Annotated in this window: 17 protein-coding genes; 6 read left to right on the top strand and 11 right to left on the bottom strand. The window is 72.2% G+C overall.

The genetic code is table 11. The features are described 5' to 3' along the window. Positions 1-18: 18 nt before the first annotated feature. From STRCI_RS15560 to STRCI_RS15550, 3 genes are all read right to left on the bottom strand, one after another. The gene (locus STRCI_RS15560; RefSeq protein ID WP_269659550.1) at positions 19-645 is read right to left on the bottom strand and encodes a hypothetical protein; all 627 of its coding nucleotides are present in this window, start codon (positions 643-645) and stop codon (positions 19-21) included. Positions 646-762: 117 nt separating this feature from the next. After that, positions 763-2,568, bottom strand: a complete 1,806-nt coding sequence (locus STRCI_RS15555; protein WP_269659549.1) for a glycoside hydrolase family 3 protein — start codon at positions 2,566-2,568, stop codon at positions 763-765. Between the two features lie 402 nt (positions 2,569-2,970). Continuing rightward, the gene (locus STRCI_RS15550; protein ID WP_269659548.1) at positions 2,971-3,618 is read right to left on the bottom strand and encodes a LysE family translocator; all 648 of its coding nucleotides are present in this window, start codon (positions 3,616-3,618) and stop codon (positions 2,971-2,973) included. 175 nt (positions 3,619-3,793) lie between these two features. On the opposite strand from STRCI_RS15550, the gene STRCI_RS15545 reads away from it, so the two are divergent. After that, positions 3,794-5,131, top strand: a complete 1,338-nt coding sequence (locus STRCI_RS15545) for an aminotransferase-like domain-containing protein (protein ID WP_269659547.1) — start codon at positions 3,794-3,796, stop codon at positions 5,129-5,131. A 300-nt stretch (positions 5,132-5,431) separates the two neighbouring features. After that, a complete protein-coding gene (aroA, locus tag STRCI_RS15540) occupies positions 5,432-6,664 on the top strand; it encodes a 3-phosphoshikimate 1-carboxyvinyltransferase (protein ID WP_269659546.1) in 1,233 nt (410 codons plus the stop codon). Between the two features lie 31 nt (positions 6,665-6,695). On the opposite strand, the gene STRCI_RS15535 is transcribed toward aroA, so the two are convergent. The 3 genes from STRCI_RS15535 to STRCI_RS15525 form a co-directional block, all read right to left on the bottom strand. Continuing rightward, positions 6,696-7,925 carry an MFS transporter gene (locus STRCI_RS15535; RefSeq protein ID WP_269659545.1) on the bottom strand — a complete coding sequence of 410 codons (1,230 nt, stop codon included), beginning with the start codon at positions 7,923-7,925 and terminating at the stop codon, positions 6,696-6,698. Between the two features lie 124 nt (positions 7,926-8,049). Next, positions 8,050-8,850, bottom strand: a complete 801-nt coding sequence (locus STRCI_RS15530; protein ID WP_269659544.1) for a sugar phosphate isomerase/epimerase family protein — start codon at positions 8,848-8,850, stop codon at positions 8,050-8,052. A gap of 30 nt (positions 8,851-8,880) precedes the next feature. After that, positions 8,881-9,813, bottom strand: coding sequence for a bifunctional helix-turn-helix transcriptional regulator/GNAT family N-acetyltransferase (locus tag STRCI_RS15525; RefSeq protein ID WP_269659543.1), 933 nt, complete (start codon positions 9,811-9,813; stop codon positions 8,881-8,883). Positions 9,814-9,901: 88 nt separating this feature from the next. On the opposite strand from STRCI_RS15525, the gene STRCI_RS15520 reads away from it, so the two are divergent. Then, positions 9,902-10,501 carry a hypothetical protein gene (locus STRCI_RS15520; RefSeq protein ID WP_269659542.1) on the top strand — a complete coding sequence of 200 codons (600 nt, stop codon included), beginning with the start codon at positions 9,902-9,904 and terminating at the stop codon, positions 10,499-10,501. A gap of 251 nt (positions 10,502-10,752) precedes the next feature. Here the strand turns inward: STRCI_RS15520 and STRCI_RS15515 are convergent, their stop codons facing one another. Beyond that, entirely contained in the window at positions 10,753-11,343 is a 591-nt protein-coding gene (locus STRCI_RS15515) for a dihydrofolate reductase family protein (protein WP_269659541.1), read from the bottom strand. 84 nt (positions 11,344-11,427) lie between these two features. Continuing rightward, on the bottom strand, positions 11,428-12,177 hold the full coding sequence (locus STRCI_RS15510; RefSeq protein WP_269659540.1) for a sporulation protein: 750 nt from the start codon (positions 12,175-12,177) through the stop codon (positions 11,428-11,430). 99 nt (positions 12,178-12,276) lie between these two features. On the opposite strand from STRCI_RS15510, the gene STRCI_RS15505 reads away from it, so the two are divergent. Then, positions 12,277-12,858 (top strand): DinB family protein, encoded by a 582-nt coding sequence (locus STRCI_RS15505; RefSeq protein ID WP_269659539.1) that lies wholly within the window; start codon positions 12,277-12,279, stop codon positions 12,856-12,858. Here the strand turns inward: STRCI_RS15505 and STRCI_RS15500 are convergent. The 3 genes from STRCI_RS15500 to STRCI_RS15490 all read right to left on the bottom strand — a co-directional run bounded on the left by STRCI_RS15500 (position 12,848) and on the right by STRCI_RS15490 (position 14,505). Next, complete coding sequence (locus tag STRCI_RS15500) at positions 12,848-13,117, bottom strand: hypothetical protein (RefSeq protein WP_269659538.1); 270 nt, start codon at positions 13,115-13,117, stop codon at positions 12,848-12,850. The two genes, STRCI_RS15505 and STRCI_RS15500, sit on opposite strands and share 11 nt — an antisense overlap. Further along, entirely contained in the window at positions 13,111-13,389 is a 279-nt protein-coding gene (locus tag STRCI_RS15495) for a hypothetical protein (RefSeq protein ID WP_269659537.1), read from the bottom strand. The genes STRCI_RS15500 and STRCI_RS15495 overlap by 7 nt, the downstream gene beginning before the upstream one ends. 69 nt (positions 13,390-13,458) lie before the next feature. Beyond that, complete coding sequence (locus tag STRCI_RS15490; protein WP_269659536.1) at positions 13,459-14,505, bottom strand: LacI family DNA-binding transcriptional regulator; 1,047 nt, start codon at positions 14,503-14,505, stop codon at positions 13,459-13,461. 274 nt (positions 14,506-14,779) lie between these two features. Here STRCI_RS15490 and STRCI_RS15485 point away from each other — a divergent pair, with 274 nt between their 5' ends. Next, positions 14,780-15,931 (top strand): Gfo/Idh/MocA family protein, encoded by a 1,152-nt coding sequence (locus tag STRCI_RS15485; RefSeq protein ID WP_269659535.1) that lies wholly within the window; start codon positions 14,780-14,782, stop codon positions 15,929-15,931. Beyond that, positions 15,928-17,079 (top strand): dihydrodipicolinate synthase family protein, encoded by a 1,152-nt coding sequence (locus STRCI_RS15480; protein ID WP_269659534.1) that lies wholly within the window; start codon positions 15,928-15,930, stop codon positions 17,077-17,079. Before STRCI_RS15485 ends, STRCI_RS15480 begins: the two co-directional genes overlap by 4 nt. Positions 17,080-17,102: the final 23 nt, after the last annotated feature.

Genomic DNA, 17,102 nt, shown 5'->3' with positions numbered 1-17,102 from the left:
GCGTGCCCCGTCAGCCGCTCACAGCGGCCGCGCGCAGCCCACCGGACGCTCGCCGCCCAACTGCACGTACAGGGCCGTCGAGACCGGGCACCGGGAGCGTTCGGTGACCGCCTTCACGACCCTGTACTGGGGCTTCTTCTCGCCCTTGCCGTCGCAGGAGGTCTCGCGGACCTGGCGGCCGCCGGAGTTGTAGACGCAGTCCCCGACGATCGTGCGGGGGCCGCCGCCGGAGCCGGGGTCGCCGGGGTGGGGCGGGGCGAGGTTGCGCATGCAGGCGTAGCCCTGGGGGACCGCACCGTCGCCGTCCTCGTCCGAGGGGCTCTGTTCGCTGATGTGCAGCACGAAGTCGGTGGTGCCGGGACAGGGCGGGCCGTCGCCGACGGTGCCGTCGAAGCGGGCCACTACCCGGGCCGCAGCCCGCTCCCCGCCGCACGGCACCTCGGTGAAGCTGGTCGTCCCGAAGGAACTGCACTCGTCGACCCCCAGGAACACCGTGCCGTACCCCGAGGGTGGTTTGGTCCGGGCCGGAGACGCCGGGGCGTTCTCGCCCAGGTGTGCGTCCTCCTCGCCGGTTCCCCCCGACTGGCAGCCCGTCACCAGCACGGCCGCCAGCAGCGCCGCCCCCACGGCATGTCTCAAACGCATCGCGCTCCCCCCACTTCCCCCGGATCCAGCGTGGCCCGCCGCGGCGGGCGCACGCCAGACATACGGGCCGCTTTGGGCCCGTTCGGGGTCCTGCGCGGGGGTGGTGGCGTATCGGCGCTACGCCCGATACGACAGCCCGTGCCCCACCGGATACAGCACCCGGCTCGGATCGTCGGCCCGCTGCACCGGCACCGGCAGCCGTCCGCCCGGGTTCACCGCGCCGGCGATCACCCGGGCCGCCGCCCGCAGTTCGACATCGGTCCAGGAGTAGGAGGCCACCAGGCCCCGGACGGAGGGCAGGTGGGCGACGTCGTAGGGGTTGCGGATCGCCACCGCCACCACCGGCTTCCCGGTCGCGAGGAGCTGGGCGACCAGGGTCTTCTGGCTGCTCGTCGCCGTCACGTTGTACGTGCCCACAACCACCGCGTCCGCGTCCCCCGCCGCCGCCACCGCCCTCGCGATGGTCGCCGCGGAGGGCGCCGTGCCGGTGGACAGCGCGGTTGCCGTGAAGCCGAGTTCGGTGAGGGTGCCCGCGAGGACACCGGTCGGCGGGCCCGTGGTGCCGGACGGGGAGGCCGGGTCGGCGCCGACCACCAGGAGCCTCGGGTGGTCGGTGGCGGAGAGCGGCAGCAGTCCGCCCTCGTTGACCAGCAGGGTCGTGGTGCGCTCCGCGACCCGGTCGGCCGCCGCCAGATGGTCCGGGATGCCGACCGTGCGGTCCACGCCCCGGTGGCTCACGTAGGGACTGCCGAAGAGCCCCAGCTTCGCCTTCAGCCGCAGCACCCGCAGGATCGACTCCTCCAGCCGCGCCTCGGTCAGCTCGCCGTCCCGCACCGCCTTCACCACGGCGTTCCAGGCGACGTCCAGGTTCGGCGGGTTCAGCAGCTGGTCCACGCCCGCCTTGAGCGCCAGTACCGGGACCCGGTCGTCCCCGTACTTGGTGCGCACGCCCTCCATGCCGAGGGAGTCGGTGACCACGACCCCGTCGTAGCCGAGTTCCTCGCGCAGGATGCCGGTGAGGATCGGGCGGGAGAGGGTGGCCGGGTCGCCGGAGTCGTCCAGCGCCGGGACCATGATGTGCGCGGTCATGATCGAGTCGATGCCCGCCTCGATCGCCGCCCGGAAGGGAGGCGCGTCCAGCTGGTCCCACTGGGCCCGGGTGTGGGTGATGACCGGGAAGCCGTAGTGGCTGTCCACGGCCGTGTCGCCGTGCCCGGGGAAGTGCTTGGCGGTCGCCGCGACCGAGGAGCGCTGGTAGCCCACGACCTCGGCAGCGACCATACGGGAGACCGCACTCGGGTCGGAGCCGAAGGAGCGGACGCCGATGACCGGGTTGGCGGGGTTGACGTTCACATCGGCGACGGGGGAGTAGTTCTGCCGGATGCCCAGCGCGCGCAGTTCCTTCCCGGCGATCCGGCCGAGGGTGCGGGCGTCGGTGCGCGAGCCGCTCGCGCCGATGGCCATCGCGCCCGGGAAGAGGGTGGCGGGCTCGCCCACGCGGGCGACTATGCCGTGCTCCTGGTCGGTGGAGACCAGCACCGGCAGCCCGCGCGGAAGCTCCAGGGACGCCTTCTGGATGCCGTTGGACAGGTCCGCGATCTGGTGCGGGTCACGGGTGTTGTGCGCCCAGGCGAAGTAGATGATGCCGCCCACGCGGTACTTGGCGAGCAGTTCGGCCGCCGTGCGGACGCCGATCTCCTTGAGGTTGGCGTCGATGTCGGCCTGGTCGGGGGCGGTGGCGGAGTGGCCGTAGACCCGCATCACGAAGAGCTGGCCGACCTTCTCCTCAAGGGTCATACGGGAGATGAGGGAGCGGAGCTTCCTGTCGTGCGCGTGGGAGTCGTCCGCGTATGCCGTGCCGCCCGCGGCGAGCGTGGCGGCGACTCCCGCCGTGGCGGCGAGGACGGTGCGTCTGGAGGGCACGTGCGCTCCTTCCGGAGGTGATCCGCTGAAGAGGCTTCAGAGGGGTTCCGCTGAAAGAAACTTCCGAGGAATCACCAATATCCGGGAAGTTTCTGCCAGTCAAGAGAGTGCACATTAACGCGGACCGTGGCCGTGGCCGGGTAACTGGGGGTCCGCCATCGGCGCTGTTGGAGGGGGGCGCGCCGATGGCGGATCGCTGTCGGCCGCGGCGCGGCGGAGAGGGTGGGTCAGCGTTCGCAGCCAGCAGCGAGGCCGACACCGCACCGTGGTGACTCTCCGACAGCTGCCGTTTGGACGGGCGCGGGTGGGGGCGGGTTCCCGCTTGCCCGCGGAATTCCGGAAGTCGGTGCGCGGGAGTCGGACGGGGCGATTGGGGCGGTGTACGGGGCGACTGGCGCGGCGTCAGTTCGCCTTCGCCGGTCCCGAGGTGTCCACGGCCAGGGACACCGCGAGCCCGCCGAGTACGGTGCCCATGACGTACCGCTGCGTCCGCAGCCAGCCGGGGCGGCGGGCCAGGAACACGGCGATGGTGCCGGCCGCCAGCACGATGGAGAGGTTGACCGTCACGGCGACCGCGATCTGCACCGAGCCCAGCAGCAGCCCCTGGACCAGGACATGGCCCGCCTGCGGATCGATGAACTGCGGGATCAGGGACAGGTACATGATGGCGATCTTCGGGTTGAGCAGATTCGTCACCAGGCCCATCGTGAACAGTCTGCGCGGCGAGTCGGGCGGTACGTCCTTCGGCGCGAACACCGAGATCCCGCCCGGCTTCAGCGCGCTCCAGGCGAGCCAGCCGAGGTAGCAGGCGCCGGCCAGCTTCACCGCGACGTACAGCTGGGGGACCGCGTAGAAGACGACCGACAGGCCGAGGTTCGCGGCCGTCAGATAGACCAGGAAGCCGACCGCCACCCCGCCGAGGGAGATCACCCCGGCGCGTCTGCCCTGGGTGATGCTGCGCGAGACGAGGTAGAGCATGTTCGGTCCGGGGGTGAGCACCATGCCGAGGGCGATGACGAACACACCGAGGACTCCGCTCGGTTCGACCATGACGGACTCTCCCCGTTGTCGCTGTCACTTTGTGCCGCGCCAGGCAATGCACTGACTCTCGGAGTCTATGGAGAGGTATTGCCTCGATGCAATGGCGATATTGCTCTCGGTGCAATTCTGTGGTTGGGTGGGCGATCACCTGAGCCGAGGATCGGAAGCCGAGGGGAGCGTTGCCGTGCGGGACTACCGGAGCGTCGCCGACGAGGTGGCCGCGGAGATCAGGTCCGGCGCCCTCAAGCCGGGCGACCGGCTTCCCCCGCAGCGCGCCTTCGCCCGGCGGTACGGCATCGCCAACTCCACCGCCACCCGCGTCTACCAGGAACTCGGCCGCCGCGGACTGACCGTCGGCGAGGTGGGCCGCGGCACCTTCGTGCGCTCCGCCGCCCCCACCGACCCGCCCGCGCTCGGCGAACCCGCGGGGAGCCGGATCGACCTGGAGTCCAACTACCCGGTCGTGCCCGAGCAGTCGGCGCTGCTCGCCGCCGGCCTTGAGGGCCTGCTGCGTACCGACGTCCTCCAGGACGCCCTGCGCCCGGTCGGCCCCGCCGGTCATCCCGCCGCCCGGGAGGCCGCCGCCGATCTGCTCACCCGAGGCGGCTGGCGCCCCGACCCGGCGCGGGTGCTGTTCGCCGGGAACGGCCGCCAGGCGCTCTCCGCGGTCTTCGCCGCCCTGGTCCCGCCCGGCGCCCGGCTCGGGGTGGAGGAGCTGACGTACCCCGTGGTCAAGGCGATCGCGGGTCGGCTGGGCATCACGCTGGTCCCGCTCGCCATGGACGACGACGGACTCGTCCCGGAAGCCGTGGAGGAGGCCCACCGGGCCGGTGCGCTGCACGCCGTCTACGCCCAGCCGGTGCTCCACAACCCCCTGTCTCTGACGATGCCCGAGCCCCGAACACACCGGCTGGCCGATGTGCTCAGACGCCTGGACCTCCCCGTGATCGAGGACACCATCTGGGCCTTCCTGAGGGACGAACTGCCCCCGCTGGCCGCCCTGGTGCCCGAGCGGACGGTCCTCGTCGACAGCCTCTCCAAGCGCGTCGCCCCCGGGCTCTCCCTCGGTCTGGTGGTGGCGCCGGGGCTCCTGCTCGACGACATCGCCGCCGCGCTGCGCTCCGGGGGCTGGACCGCCCAGCACTTCAACCTGGAGGCCGCCGCCCGCTGGCAGCGCGAGGGTGTCGTACGCCGGCTCGTGCGGGCCAAGCAGCGGGACGCCGCCGCACGCCAGGAGATCGCGGCCCGCCGCCTGTCCGGCTTCGCCGTGCGCACGGACCCGCGCTCCTACCACTGCTGGTGGCGGCTGCCCCGCCCCTGGCGCGCCGACACCTTCGTCGCCGCGGCCGCCCGCTACGGCATCGGCGTACCCCCCGCAGCCGCGTTCACCGTCGGCGACGCGCACGCCCCGAACGCGATCCGCCTGGGCCTCGCCACCCCCCGCACGGACACCCTCGCCACGGCCCTCTCCACCCTGGCCGGCCTGGCCCGCTCCGCCCCGGACGACATGGCCACGGACTGACCGACCGGGAGTCGCTCTGCGCGGTCCTGTGCTGCGCCGGGCCGGCCGGTTCTGCACCGGAGGGCATGGCCGCGGACTGACCGACCGGGAGTCGCTCTGCGCGGTACTGTCCTGCGCCCGCCGGACCGGCCCGTTCCGCATCGGAGGACATACCGGTCGCGAGGTGCTCCGCACAGCCCCGTCGGCGCCCCCCGGACCGGTCCGTTCCGTCCCCGGTGACATGGCCGCGGCCTGACGATCCGTGGTCCATCTCGTGGACTTCCCGGCGCGGTGGAGCCGCTGCGGGCGATCATTGGGGTCATGCCAGTTGCCGACATTCCCGGTTCCAAGTCCATCACCGCGCGCGCCCTCTTCCTGGCGGCGGCGGCCGACGGAGTCACCACCCTCGTACGGCCGCTGCGGTCGGACGACACCGAGGGCTTCGCCGAAGGGCTGACCCGGCTCGGCTATCGCGTCGGCCGGACCCCGGACAGCTGGCAGGTGGACGGCCGCCCACAGGGCCCCGCGGTCGCCGAGGCGGACGTCTACTGCCGGGACGGCGCGACGACCGCCCGCTTCCTGCCGACGCTGGCCGCCGCCGGCCACGGCACCTACCGCTTCGACGCCTCCGAGCAGATGCGCCGCCGCCCGCTGCTGCCGCTCACCCGGGCCCTGCGCGAGCTGGGCGTGGACCTGCGGCACGAGGAGCGGGACGGCCACCACCCACTGACCGTGCGGGCGGCCGGGGTCACCGGCGGCGAGGTGACGCTGGACGCCGGACAGTCCTCGCAGTACCTGACCGCCCTGCTGCTGCTCGGCCCGCTCACCGAGAAGGGCCTGCGCATCCATGTCACCGACCTGGTCTCGGTGCCGTACGTCGAGATCACCCTCGCGATGATGCGGGCGTTCGGGGTGGAGGTGGCCCGGGAGGGCAAGGACTTCGTCGTCCCGCCGGGCGGCTACCGCGCCACCACCTACGCCATCGAACCCGACGCCTCCACCTCCAGCTACTTCTTCGCCGCCGCGGCCCTCTCCGGCGGCGAGGTGACCGTCCCGGGCCTCGGCGAGGGCGCGCTCCAGGGCGACCTGGGCTTCGTCGACGTACTGCGCCGGATGGGCGCCGAGGTGGAGATCGGCGCGGACCGCACGACCGTCCGCGGCACCGGCGAACTGCGTGGCCTCACCGTCAACATGCGGGACATCTCCGACACCATGCCCACCCTCGCCGCCCTCGCCCCCTTCGCCTCGGGCCCGGTGCGCATCGAGGACGTCGCCAACACCCGGGTGAAGGAGTGCGACCGCCTGGAGGCCTGCGCGGAGAATCTGCGGCGGTTGGGGGTGCGGGTGGAGACCGGTCCCGACTGGATCGAGATCCACCCGGGCGCCGCCCCCGCCGGCGCGGAGATCAAGACCTACGGCGACCACCGCATCGTCATGTCCTTCGCCGTCACCGGCCTCCGCGTCCCGGGCATCTCCTTCGACGACCCCGGCTGCGTCCGCAAGACCTTCCCCGGCTTCCACGAGGAGTTCACCGCCCTGCGCGCCGGCCTGTGAGCCGCAGGGTGAGCCGGCCTGTGAGCCCGGCTCACTCCGGCGTGGTGCCGTCCCGCAGCTCCGGAGTGGCCGTGGCGACGTAGGCCACCGCCAGCACGCACAGCAGGCCGCCGGTGAGCAGGGCGGTCGCTCCGGACGTCCAGCCGGCCACCACACCGCCGCGCAGATTGCCCAGGTGCGGCCCCGCCTGGCCGACGATCTGCTCGGCGGCGGTCACCCGGCCCAACAGGGCGTCCGGGGTCCGGGTCTGGACGATCGTCGTCCGGGACAGCACCGACACGGAGTCCGCCGCACCCGCCACCACCAGCAGCCCGAGCCCCGCCCAGGCGCTGCTGGTCAGCCCGAACAGGGCGAGCGCCACGCCCCAGATCGCGGCCCCCCAGAGCATCACCGCGCCGGGGCGGGCCAGCCGGGTCAGCCGCCCGGAGAAGGCCGTGGCGGTGACCCCGCCGACCGCGAGGGCGGACAGGAACAGACCGAGGGTGCGCGGACTGCCGCCGAAGCGCTCCTCGTTGACCAGCGGGAACAGGCTCATCGGCATCGCCAGCACGGTCGCCGCGAGGTCGGTGATCAGCGCCCCGCGCACCACCCGGTGCCCGCCCAGGAAGCGCAGTCCGTCCAGCACGCCGTGCAGCCCCGCCCGCGCCGGCTCGCCCTCGGGCGGCAGCGCGGGCAGGCCGAAGGCGCCGTAGAAGGCCAGGCCGAAGCTGAGGGCGTCGATCAGGTAGCAGAAGCCGATGCCGAACCAGCCGAGGAACAGGCCACCGAGCGCCGGGCCGAGCAGCATCATGGACTGGGCGGTGACCTGGTTGAGGGCGAGGCCCGCGGCCACCTGGTCCTTGGGCAGCAGCCGCGGCACGAACACGCCCGCCGCCGGACCGCCGACCGCGCCGAACGAGGAGCCCGCGGCGACCAGGGCGAGGATCCCGATGACGGGCACGTTCCCGGTGAAGCCCTGCACCGCCAGCAGCAGCGAGCAGACCGCCTGTCCGATGGTCGCCACGAGGAAGATCCGCCGCCGGTCCCCCCGGTCCACCCACGACCCGGCGAACAGCCCGACCACCACCAGCGGCACCGCCTGCGCGAGCCCCACCGCACCGCTCCAGACCGCGCTGTGCGTCATGTCCCACACCTGGAACATGACCGTCACCACGGTCATGAAGCTGCCCAGGATGGAGGCGGTCCGTCCGATCAGCAGCCGCCGGAAGGCGGGGGAGGTGCGCAGGGGCCGTACGTCGACGAGGGTACGGGCGAGGCTCATGCGGGCATGACGGAGCGCGGCGGCGCGGGCGGGATCATGACGGGGACGCTAACCGGAGGCCCGCACCGATGGCCAACGAATTACCTGGCCGACGAACTACCTGACCAACGAACGGCGAAGGGTCCTACGCCGACTCGTTGAGCAGGCGCGCCAGATGGTCGTGCCCGGCGTCCAGCAGACCCGGCAGCGGCGCCGCCGCCTCGTACCAGCGCTTCTCGTACTCCCAGCACAGCCAGCCGTCCCAGCCGTGCCGGGAGAGCACCTCCACGCACTCGGCGAGCGGCAGCACCCCGGCGCCCAGCGGCAGCGGGGCGGTGTCGGTGGCCGAGGCGATGTCCTTGACCTGGACATAGCCGAGGTAGGGGGAGAGGGCCGCGTACGACTCCGTGGGCTGCTCGCCGCCCAGCCAGGTGTGCATCACGTCCCACAGCGAGCCCACGTGCCGGTGCCCCACCAGGCCCAGCACCCGGATCGCGGCGGCTCCGGTGCGGTGCGAGTCGTGCGTCTCCAGCAGGATCCGTACGCCCTGGTCCGCGGCGTACTCTGCGGCGGTGCCGAGCCTGCGGGCGGCCGTGGCGTCGGCGTCCTCGGCGCTCTGGGAGTCCTCGGCGCCGGGGAAGACGCGGACGAAGCCGGCGCCCAGGTCATGGGCGAGGTCGAGCAGCTTGCGGATCTCCTCGACGACGGGCGCGTCGGGGCCCGGGGCGCACACCCGGGCGTAGCCCGCGACGCCGACGACCTCGATCCCGGCCGCCTTGAACTCGGCCGCCGCCGCGGCCCGTTCCGCCGGACCGAGCCCCGGATGCACCGGCTCCTCGGGATGTGCGCGCAGTTCGACGCCGTGGTAGCCGTGGGCGGACGCGAGCCGCAGCACATCGGCGAGGGGAAGACCGGGGACACCGAGAGTGGAGAACGCCAGCTTCATGGTCGCGACTCTACGCGCCCCCCGTCCTCCTCACTCGGGGGCGCCGGTCAGGTCCAGGCGCCAGTCCTGGCCGTTCAGGTCCTTGCCGAAGGAGCGGTGGGGCTTCTCATCGGTCAGCACGAAGCCGTGCCGCTGGTAGAGACGGCGTGCGGCGGTCAGCACGTCATTGGTCCACAGGACGAGCTCGCGGTAGCCGACCCCGCGGGCGAAGTCCACGACGGCGGTGATCAGCCGGTCGCCGATGCCGAGGCCGCGCGCGTCCGGCTCGACCAGGAGCAGCCGGAGCCGGGCGGTGGCGGGTGCCTCGTCCCGTACGCACATCACACAGCCGACCGGGCGCCCGTCCAGCTCGGCGATCCACACCCGCTCCAGATGCGGGTCGTGGTCCTCGGCGAAGTCGGCGACGATCCGGGCGACCAGCCCCTCGTAGTCGGTGTTCCAGCCGAACTCGGCGGCGTACAGCGAGGCGTTGCGCTGCACGATCCAGCCGAGGTCCCCGGGGCCCGGTTCGCGCAGCAGCACGTCCTCGCGGCGCGGCGGCCGGCCGTCGGAGAGGAGCTCGCGGACGGTCCGCATCGCCTCCGCCAGCCGGGGCCGGTCGGCGGGCGGTACGGCCGACAGCAGGGTGCCGACCGATTCGTTCGCCCGCTCGGCCAGCAGGGTGGCGGTCTCCCGGCCGCGCGCGGTGAGGGTGATCCGGCGCCGCCGCGGATCCTGCTCCGAGGGTGTCCGCTCGACCAGCCCGTCCTGCTCGAACTTGGTCAGGATCCGGCTCAGATACCCCGAGTCCAGCGACAGCTCGCCGCGCAGGTCGGCGGCGTCGGTGCGCGGGGAGTGCGCCAGCTCGTAGATGACCCGGGACTCGGTGAGGGTGTATGGGGCGTACAGATGGCGGCTGTAGTCGAGGGCGCCGATGACGTTCGTGTAGAAGCGGTTGAAGGCGCGGATGTCCTGGACGGTCATGTCGGCCCGCTCCCTGGCTGCTGGCTGATATCTGACTGAGTCAGAGATATCGTACGACCGATCCGGCGGCCTGGCTAGGATCGCGCCCATGGGGGCGGACATCGACGGTGTGATCGAGACGCGTGAGCCGGGGGACGGCTGGGGGACCGAGGTCGATCTGCTGGACTTCGGGCTCGGGCGGGAGCGCTTCGCCTGGGACTGCCTCTTCGGCTACGGCTCGGGCCTGTGTGTGGACCGGCCGCTGTTCGACGCCCGGGGGCTCCCGGAGGACACCTCCGAGGAGGTCGCCGCGTGCGCCGGGGACTGGCAGCACAGCCACTCGTACGCCACCTGGGCCGAGATCGCGGCGGTCGACTGGGACGCGCCGGTGTGCGACGCGCCCGCCTACGGCTACGTCGGTGAGTGGCGGCCGGGTCCGGACGGTGAACTCGCCCTGGACGGCGTGGCCTGGGCCTCACTGGAGATCCTCGACGCGGCGGAGGAGCTCTTCGGCGAGGATCTGATGCCGCCGGAATGGCCACCGGGCGGTGCGGTCCCGTACGACGGAGCCGTGTACCGGCCGGTGACCGTCACGCCACGCATGTTCGCCCCACCGGACGGGAGTTGGGGCCCGGTGTGGACGAAGATGCGTGAACTGGCGGCCGAGTACGGCGACGAGAACGTCCGCCTGGTGGTCTGGTTCGGCTGACCGCGGACCGGCCGGGTGCGCGAAGTCGGGTGCCCGAACTCCTAGAGCCTGTCGTCTGGATCAGGCCGGCTGCAAGAAGGGGGCCGGGTCGGCGGGGCCGAGCGGGGGCGATGGGGGAGCGTGCAGCTGCAAGGCGGAGGAGGGCGGCGACGCGGAGCGTCGGCAACCGACGACAACGCGGCTGGGGGTCCCCCCTCTGGGGGAGTGCGTGGCCAGACCCCGCGACGCCGGACTGATCCAAACGACAGGCCCTAGTCCGCCGGCCGGAACACGCACACCTGCGCGCCCGTCTTGGCCGTGGTCGTGGAGACCAGTTCCAGCGGGCGCTTGCCGCCGTCCGTGGGGAAGATCGACTTGCCGCCGCCGAGCAGCACCGGCATCACGATGAGCTGGAGCTCGTCGACCAGGCCCTCCGCGATGAGTGTGCGCACCAGCGTGGGGCTGCCCATCATCGCCAGGTCGCCGCCCTCGGTCGCGCGCAGTTCCCGGATCCGGTCGACCGCGCCCTCGGCCGGGATCAACTCCGTGTTGTTCCAGGTCAGATCGGCGTCCGACAGGGTGCCGGAGACGACGTACTTCTTCAGGGAGTTCATCCGGTCGGCGAAGGGGTCCCCGGCCCGGTCCGGCCACGCCCCGGCCATGGTCTGCCAGGTGCGGCGCCCGAAGAGCAGCGCCTCGGCGCCCGCGAGCCCCGCGTCGAAGGCGCCGCCGAGGACCTCCGGGTCGAAGTACGGGTGCGACCAGCCGCCGTGCGTGAAACCGCCGTCGGTGTCCTCCTCGGGACCGCCGGGCGCCTGGACGACGCCGTCGAGGCTGATGAACTCGGTGATGACGATGCGCATGGTGGTCGCTCCCGTGTCTGCGTTGTGGTGTCGGCAATGAGACCGGGGCGAACCCCGGAACTCATCGCTGCGACGAGGGCGGATTCAGGAATTCGGCAGGAACCGCTCCCGGTAGTGGCCGTCCAGCACGGACCGGACCCGCTCCGGGTCGAGGTCGTCGTAGGAGAAGGTGAGCCGGCCGTTGCCGCCGGTCAGCAGGTCCATGGAGTCCTCGCGGGCGTTGAAGGCGATCTCGACCTGGCCGATGGAGGAGCCGTACTCGGCGGGGAACCACATCTCGATCTCCTGCCAGAACTTCACCCGCGAGGCCACCGACGAGCCGGGCGTGCCGTGCTTCATCTCGGCCTCGTCGAAGCGGAAACCGAGGTCGGCGAAGGCCTGGAGGACGACGTCCTGCGGCGCGAGGGGGTGCACGGAGAACTCGTCGAAGTCGCCGCGGTCCACGGAGTTGTCGATGGCCAGTTCCGTCCGCACGGCCACCCGGGCGCCCTTGAGCCGCCGTCCGCCGAGCATGTGGGTGAGCGGCATCTCCCAGGGCAGCTGGAACACGACGTCCTTGACCAGCTCCTTGCCCGCGGCGAGCGCGAACGGCCCCTCCTCGGTCCAGGACAGGACGATCCCCGGGTTGTCCCACCCGGTCTCACTGGTCTCGTTGTCCTCGAACCGCCCGACGACGTCCAGCTTCAGCCGCTCGACCAGCACATCCGCACCGCCCCCGCGCAGTGTGACGGTCGCGGTCAGCTCCTCGCCCGGCCGCACCTCGACCCGGTCCAACACCGTCTCCACCTGCGGTGCGTTGATCCCGAGCGCGCTGAGAAACGTACGGAACGCCATGACGGCAACCCCTCCCCTGAACGATCTGTCGTCCGCACCTTATGGTGCGGAACCGGCCATTCAGTAGAGATCGCCACGGTCTATTGATCCACTACTCGTATGACGATCGACGATGCCTTCAAGAACGACCTCCGCCAGACCCTCCAGGACGCCCGGGACGCCCTGCTCTGGAAGCTCGACGACCTGTCGGAGTACGACGCCCGTAGACCCCTGACCCCGACCGCCACCAATCTGCTCGGCCTGGTCAAGCACCTGACCGGCGCCGAGGCCCTCTACTTCGGCACGGTCTTCCGACGCCCCTGCCCGGCACCCCCGTTGTGGATCATGGGTGCCGAGCCGAACGCCGACCTGTGGGCCACGCCGGACGAGTCCCGGGAGCGGATCACCGCCGACTACCGCAGGGTCTGCGCCCACGCCGACGCGACCATCGAGGCGCTTCCCCTGGACGCCCTCGGTGAACTCCCCGGCTCCGGCGGCAAGACCCTCACCCTCCACCGCGTCCTCACCCACATGATCGGCGAGACCCACCGCCACGTCGGCCACGCCGACATCGTCCGCGAACTGATCGACGGCACCACGGGACAGCGACGCGACGGCACGAACATGGCGCCGGGGGAGGAGGGTTGGTGGAAGGAACACTGGGAGCGGGTGGAGCGGGCGGCCAGGGACGTCACTTCATGACGCCGCGTCGCTCGGCAGCGGCGGACCCTGACCCCGTGACTGTCCAGGTCGCCACGCCCCATAGCGACAGCGCGGAGATCAAACCCACCGTCAGGCGAACCGTCTCGTCCGGGCCGTCCGTGAGCCACACGGTCAGGCCCACCGCTCCTGCCCCGGTCAGCAGGGCCGCCGGTACGCGCAGGCGGGGCTGCTCGAACACCGCCGCCGGCGGCAGGAAGTGGAGGCCCACGACCACCGCGACCAGCGGAGGAATCAGCACGGCACCCCGGCGCGACCGCACCCCACGGCGATGACGATGATCGGCAGCCACTGGGGACCGTTGATCCGGTTGAACCGCCGGCGTCGGTCGGCGGGGAGCGGTCCCCCTGCCGAGGCGGGAAGGAAGCGGCGCGCGGCCGGCATCAGTCCCACCGCCACCGCGCAGCCGACCGCGACCGACCCCAGCCGTGCCGGTCCGTCGAAGGCGCTCGTGCCCAGCAGCCACCAGCCGAGCCCGAACAGCGCGAGAAACCCCACCCCTGACTTGAACATGATCGACACCCCAGGCGGCAGGGCGGTCCGGCGATCAGGAGATGCCCGACCCGGCGAGCGCCGTCCCCGCTACCCCCGCGGCACGCCCGAGGACCCTCGCACCATCAGCTCCCCCCGGATCGTCGCGATGCCCCCGGGCGGAGCCTCCTCGCGGCCCATCGCGATACGGCCCGCCCGCGCCCCCGCCTCCGACAGCGGCAGCCGTACCGTCGTCAGGGACGGCACCGCGTCGATGCTGAACGGCAGATCGTCGAACCCGGCGACCGAGACGTCCTCCGGGATGCGCAGCCCGGACTCCCGCAGCGCGGCGCACGCGCCCAGGGCGACGGAGTCGTTCGCGGCGACCACCGCGGTCAGGGTCGGGTCCCGGCGCAGGAGTTCCAGCGTGGCCTCGTAACCGGAGCGGCGGTCGTAGCGGCCGTGGACCGTCCAGCGGGGGTCCTCCTCGACGCCGTGCGCCGCCAGCGCGGCCCGGTGTCCCTCAAGGCGGTGCCGGGTCGTGGTGCGCTCCTCGGGGCCCGCGATATAGCCGAGCCGCCGATGGCCGAGGCCGATCAGGTGCTCGGTGAGCTCCTTGCCGCCGCCGCGGTTCTCGAAGGTCAGGGCGATGGCCCCGGTGTCCGGCGCCGGCGGCCGTCCGCACAGCACCACCCGGGTCCCCGCCTCCGACAGCTTCCGCAGCTTGGTCGCCACGGCCGTCGCGTGCGGGGCGTTCTCCATGGCCCCGCCGGTCAGCACCACGGCCGCCGCCCGCTGCCGCTGGAGCAGGGTCAGATAGGTCAGCTCGCGCTCGGGGGAGCCGCCCGTGTTGCAGACGACCGCCAGCCGCTCACCGCCCGCGCGCCCGCCCGGACCGCCGATCTCCGCCTGGATCGCGCTCGCCATGATCCCGAAGAAGGGGTCGGCGATGTCGTTGACGAGGATGCCGACCAGGTCGGACGTGGCGGCGGCCAGCGCGCTGGCCGGTCCGTTCAGCACGTAGTCCAGCTCGTCCACCGCGCGCAGCACCCGCTCACGGGTCGACGCGGCCACGGGGTAGTTCCCGTTCAGTACGCGCGACACCGTCGCGGGCGAGACCTGCGCGCGGGCCGCCACGTCCGCCAGGGTCACCGTCATCTCGTCGTCCTCCGGTCGCGCATGTCATCGCATGTCTGTCGTACATCGTCGTACGTCGTCGTACACGCGGGCCCCCGTGGCCCGGTTCCGAGCAGACTTTAAGGCCAGGCCCCCCGCTTGTTCGCCCCCTCGAACAACTCATCCTCATCACGGTCTTGTCCCGAGCGCTGGTCAGAGGCTAGCTTCTTGGTAGATAGAAAGCGCTTGCTGCAATGCCTGTCAGTGGGCTTACGTGGCACGCACGACCGCGTACGACGCCTACGAAGGGATTGACGTGACACGCAAGACGGTGCGTATCGCCATGAACGGCGTGACCGGGCGCATGGGCTACCGCCAGCACCTCGTCCGCTCCATCCTGGCCCTGCGTGAGCAGGGCGGACTCGACCTCGGCGACGGCACCGTGCTGTGGCCGGAGCCGGTCCTGGTCGGCCGCCGCGAGCACGCGCTCAGGGCGCTCGCCGAGCGGCACGGCCTGGAGCACGTCTCCACCGACGTGGACGAGGTCCTCGCCGACCCGGGCGTCGACATCTACTTCGACGCCCAGGTCACCTCCGCCCGCGAGGAGGCGATCAGGAAGGCGATCGCCGCGGGCAAGCACATCTACACCGAGAAGCCGACCGCCACCGGCCTCGGCGGCGCCCTGGAACTCGCCCGGCTCGCGGCCGACGCCGGGATCAAGCACGGCGTCGTCCAGGACAAGCTCTTCCTCCCGGGCCTGCTCAAGCTCAAGCGCCTCATCGACGGCGGCTTCTTCGGCCGGATCCTCTCCGTCCGCGGCGAGTTCGGCTACTGGGTCTTCGAGGGCGACTGGCAGGCCGCCCAGCGCCCGTCCTGGAACTACCGCGCCGAGGACGGCGGCGGCATCGTCGTCGACATGTTCCCGCACTGGGAGTACGTCCTGCACGAGCTGTTCGGCCGGGTGAAGTCCGTCCAGGCCATCGCCACCACCCACATCCCGCAGCGCTGGGACGAGAACGGCAAGCCCTACGACGCCACCGCCGACGATGCCGCCTACGGCATCTTCGAGCTGGAGGGCGGTGCCATCGCCCAGATCAACTCCTCCTGGGCGGTACGGGTGAACCGCGACGAGCTGGTCGAGTTCCAGGTCGACGGCACCGAGGGCTCGGCGGTGGCCGGACTGCGCAACTGCCGTGTCCAGCATCGCTCTGCCACCCCCAAGCCGGTCTGGAACCCGGACATCCCGGCCACCGAGGTCTTCCGCGACCAGTGGCAGGAGGTCCCCGACAACGCCGAGTTCGACAACGGCTTCAAGGCCCAGTGGGAGCTGTTCCTCAAGCACGTCTACGCGGACGCCCCCTACCACTGGGACCTCCTCGCCGGCGCCCGCGGCGTCCAGCTCGCCGACCTGGGCCTGCGCTCCTCGGCCGAGGGTCGCCGCCTCGACGTCCCGGAGATCCAGCTGTGACGATCCAACTGCCCGACGGAAACGGGGGCTTGAGGGCGTACGAGCCCCGCCAGGAGCCCCTCGCCCCGCGCTCCGGCGCGCCCTTCTCCTCTCGTACGGTGTTCTCGGCGGCCCATGTCGTCGCCGATCCGTTCGCCGACGCCGGCCCCGACTCGCCCGCCGCCGTCGACTGGGACGCCACCCTCGCCTTCCGGCGCCATCTGTGGGCGCACGGCCTCGGGGTCGCCGAGGCGATGGACACCGCGCAGCGCGGGATGGGCCTGGACTGGGCGGGCGCGGCCGAGCTGATCCGGCGCTCGGCTGCGGAGGCCCGCGCCGTCGGCGGCCGTATCGCCTGCGGGGTCGGCACCGACCAGCTCGCCGCGGGTTCGCTCGCCGAGGTCCGGGCGGCCTACGAGGAGCAGCTCGCCGTGGTGGAGGAGTCCGGGGCGCAGGCCATCCTGATGGCCTCGCGCGCCCTGTGCGCCGCCGCGTCCGGGCCGGAGGACTACCTGGAGGTCTACGGCCATCTGCTCCGCCAGGCCGCCGAGCCGGTGATCCTGCACTGGCTCGGCCCGATGTTCGACCCGGCGCTGGAGGGCTACTGGGGGTCCGGTGACCTCGACGCGGCCACCGGCACCTTCCTGGAGGTCATCTCCGCCCACCCCGACAAGGTGGACGGCATCAAGGTCTCGCTGCTGGACGCGCGGCGCGAGATCGACCTCAGGCGCAGGCTCCCCGACGGCGTCCGCTGCTACACCGGCGACGACTTCAACTATCCCGAGCTGATCGCCGGTGACGAACAGGGCTTCAGCCACGCCCTGCTCGGCATCTTCGACCCGCTGGGCCCGCTGGCGGCGGAGGCGGTCCGGGTCCTGGACACGGGCGACGTCGCCGGGTTCCGCGAACTGCTCGACCCGACCGTCGAGTTGTCCCGCCACCTCTTCCAGGCCCCGACCCGCTTCTACAAGACCGGAGTGGTGTTCCTGGCCTGGCTCGCGGGCCACCAGTCCCACTTCACGATGGTGGGCGGCCTCCAGTCGGCCCGCTCCCTGCCGCACTTCGCCCGCGCCTATGAACTCGCCGACGGTCTGGGCCTGTTCCCGGACCCCAAGCTCGCCGAGGAGCGGATGAAGAACCTGCTCTCGCTGTACGGGGTGAACCAGTGACCGGTCTCGCGCGTTTCTCCATC

The sequence above is a fragment of the Streptomyces cinnabarinus genome (assembly GCF_027270315.1).
Classification (GTDB): Bacteria; Actinomycetota; Actinomycetes; order Streptomycetales; family Streptomycetaceae; genus Streptomyces; species Streptomyces cinnabarinus.
Note: the sequence above shows the minus strand (reverse complement) of the source record. Positions and strands in the feature narration are given on the sequence as shown.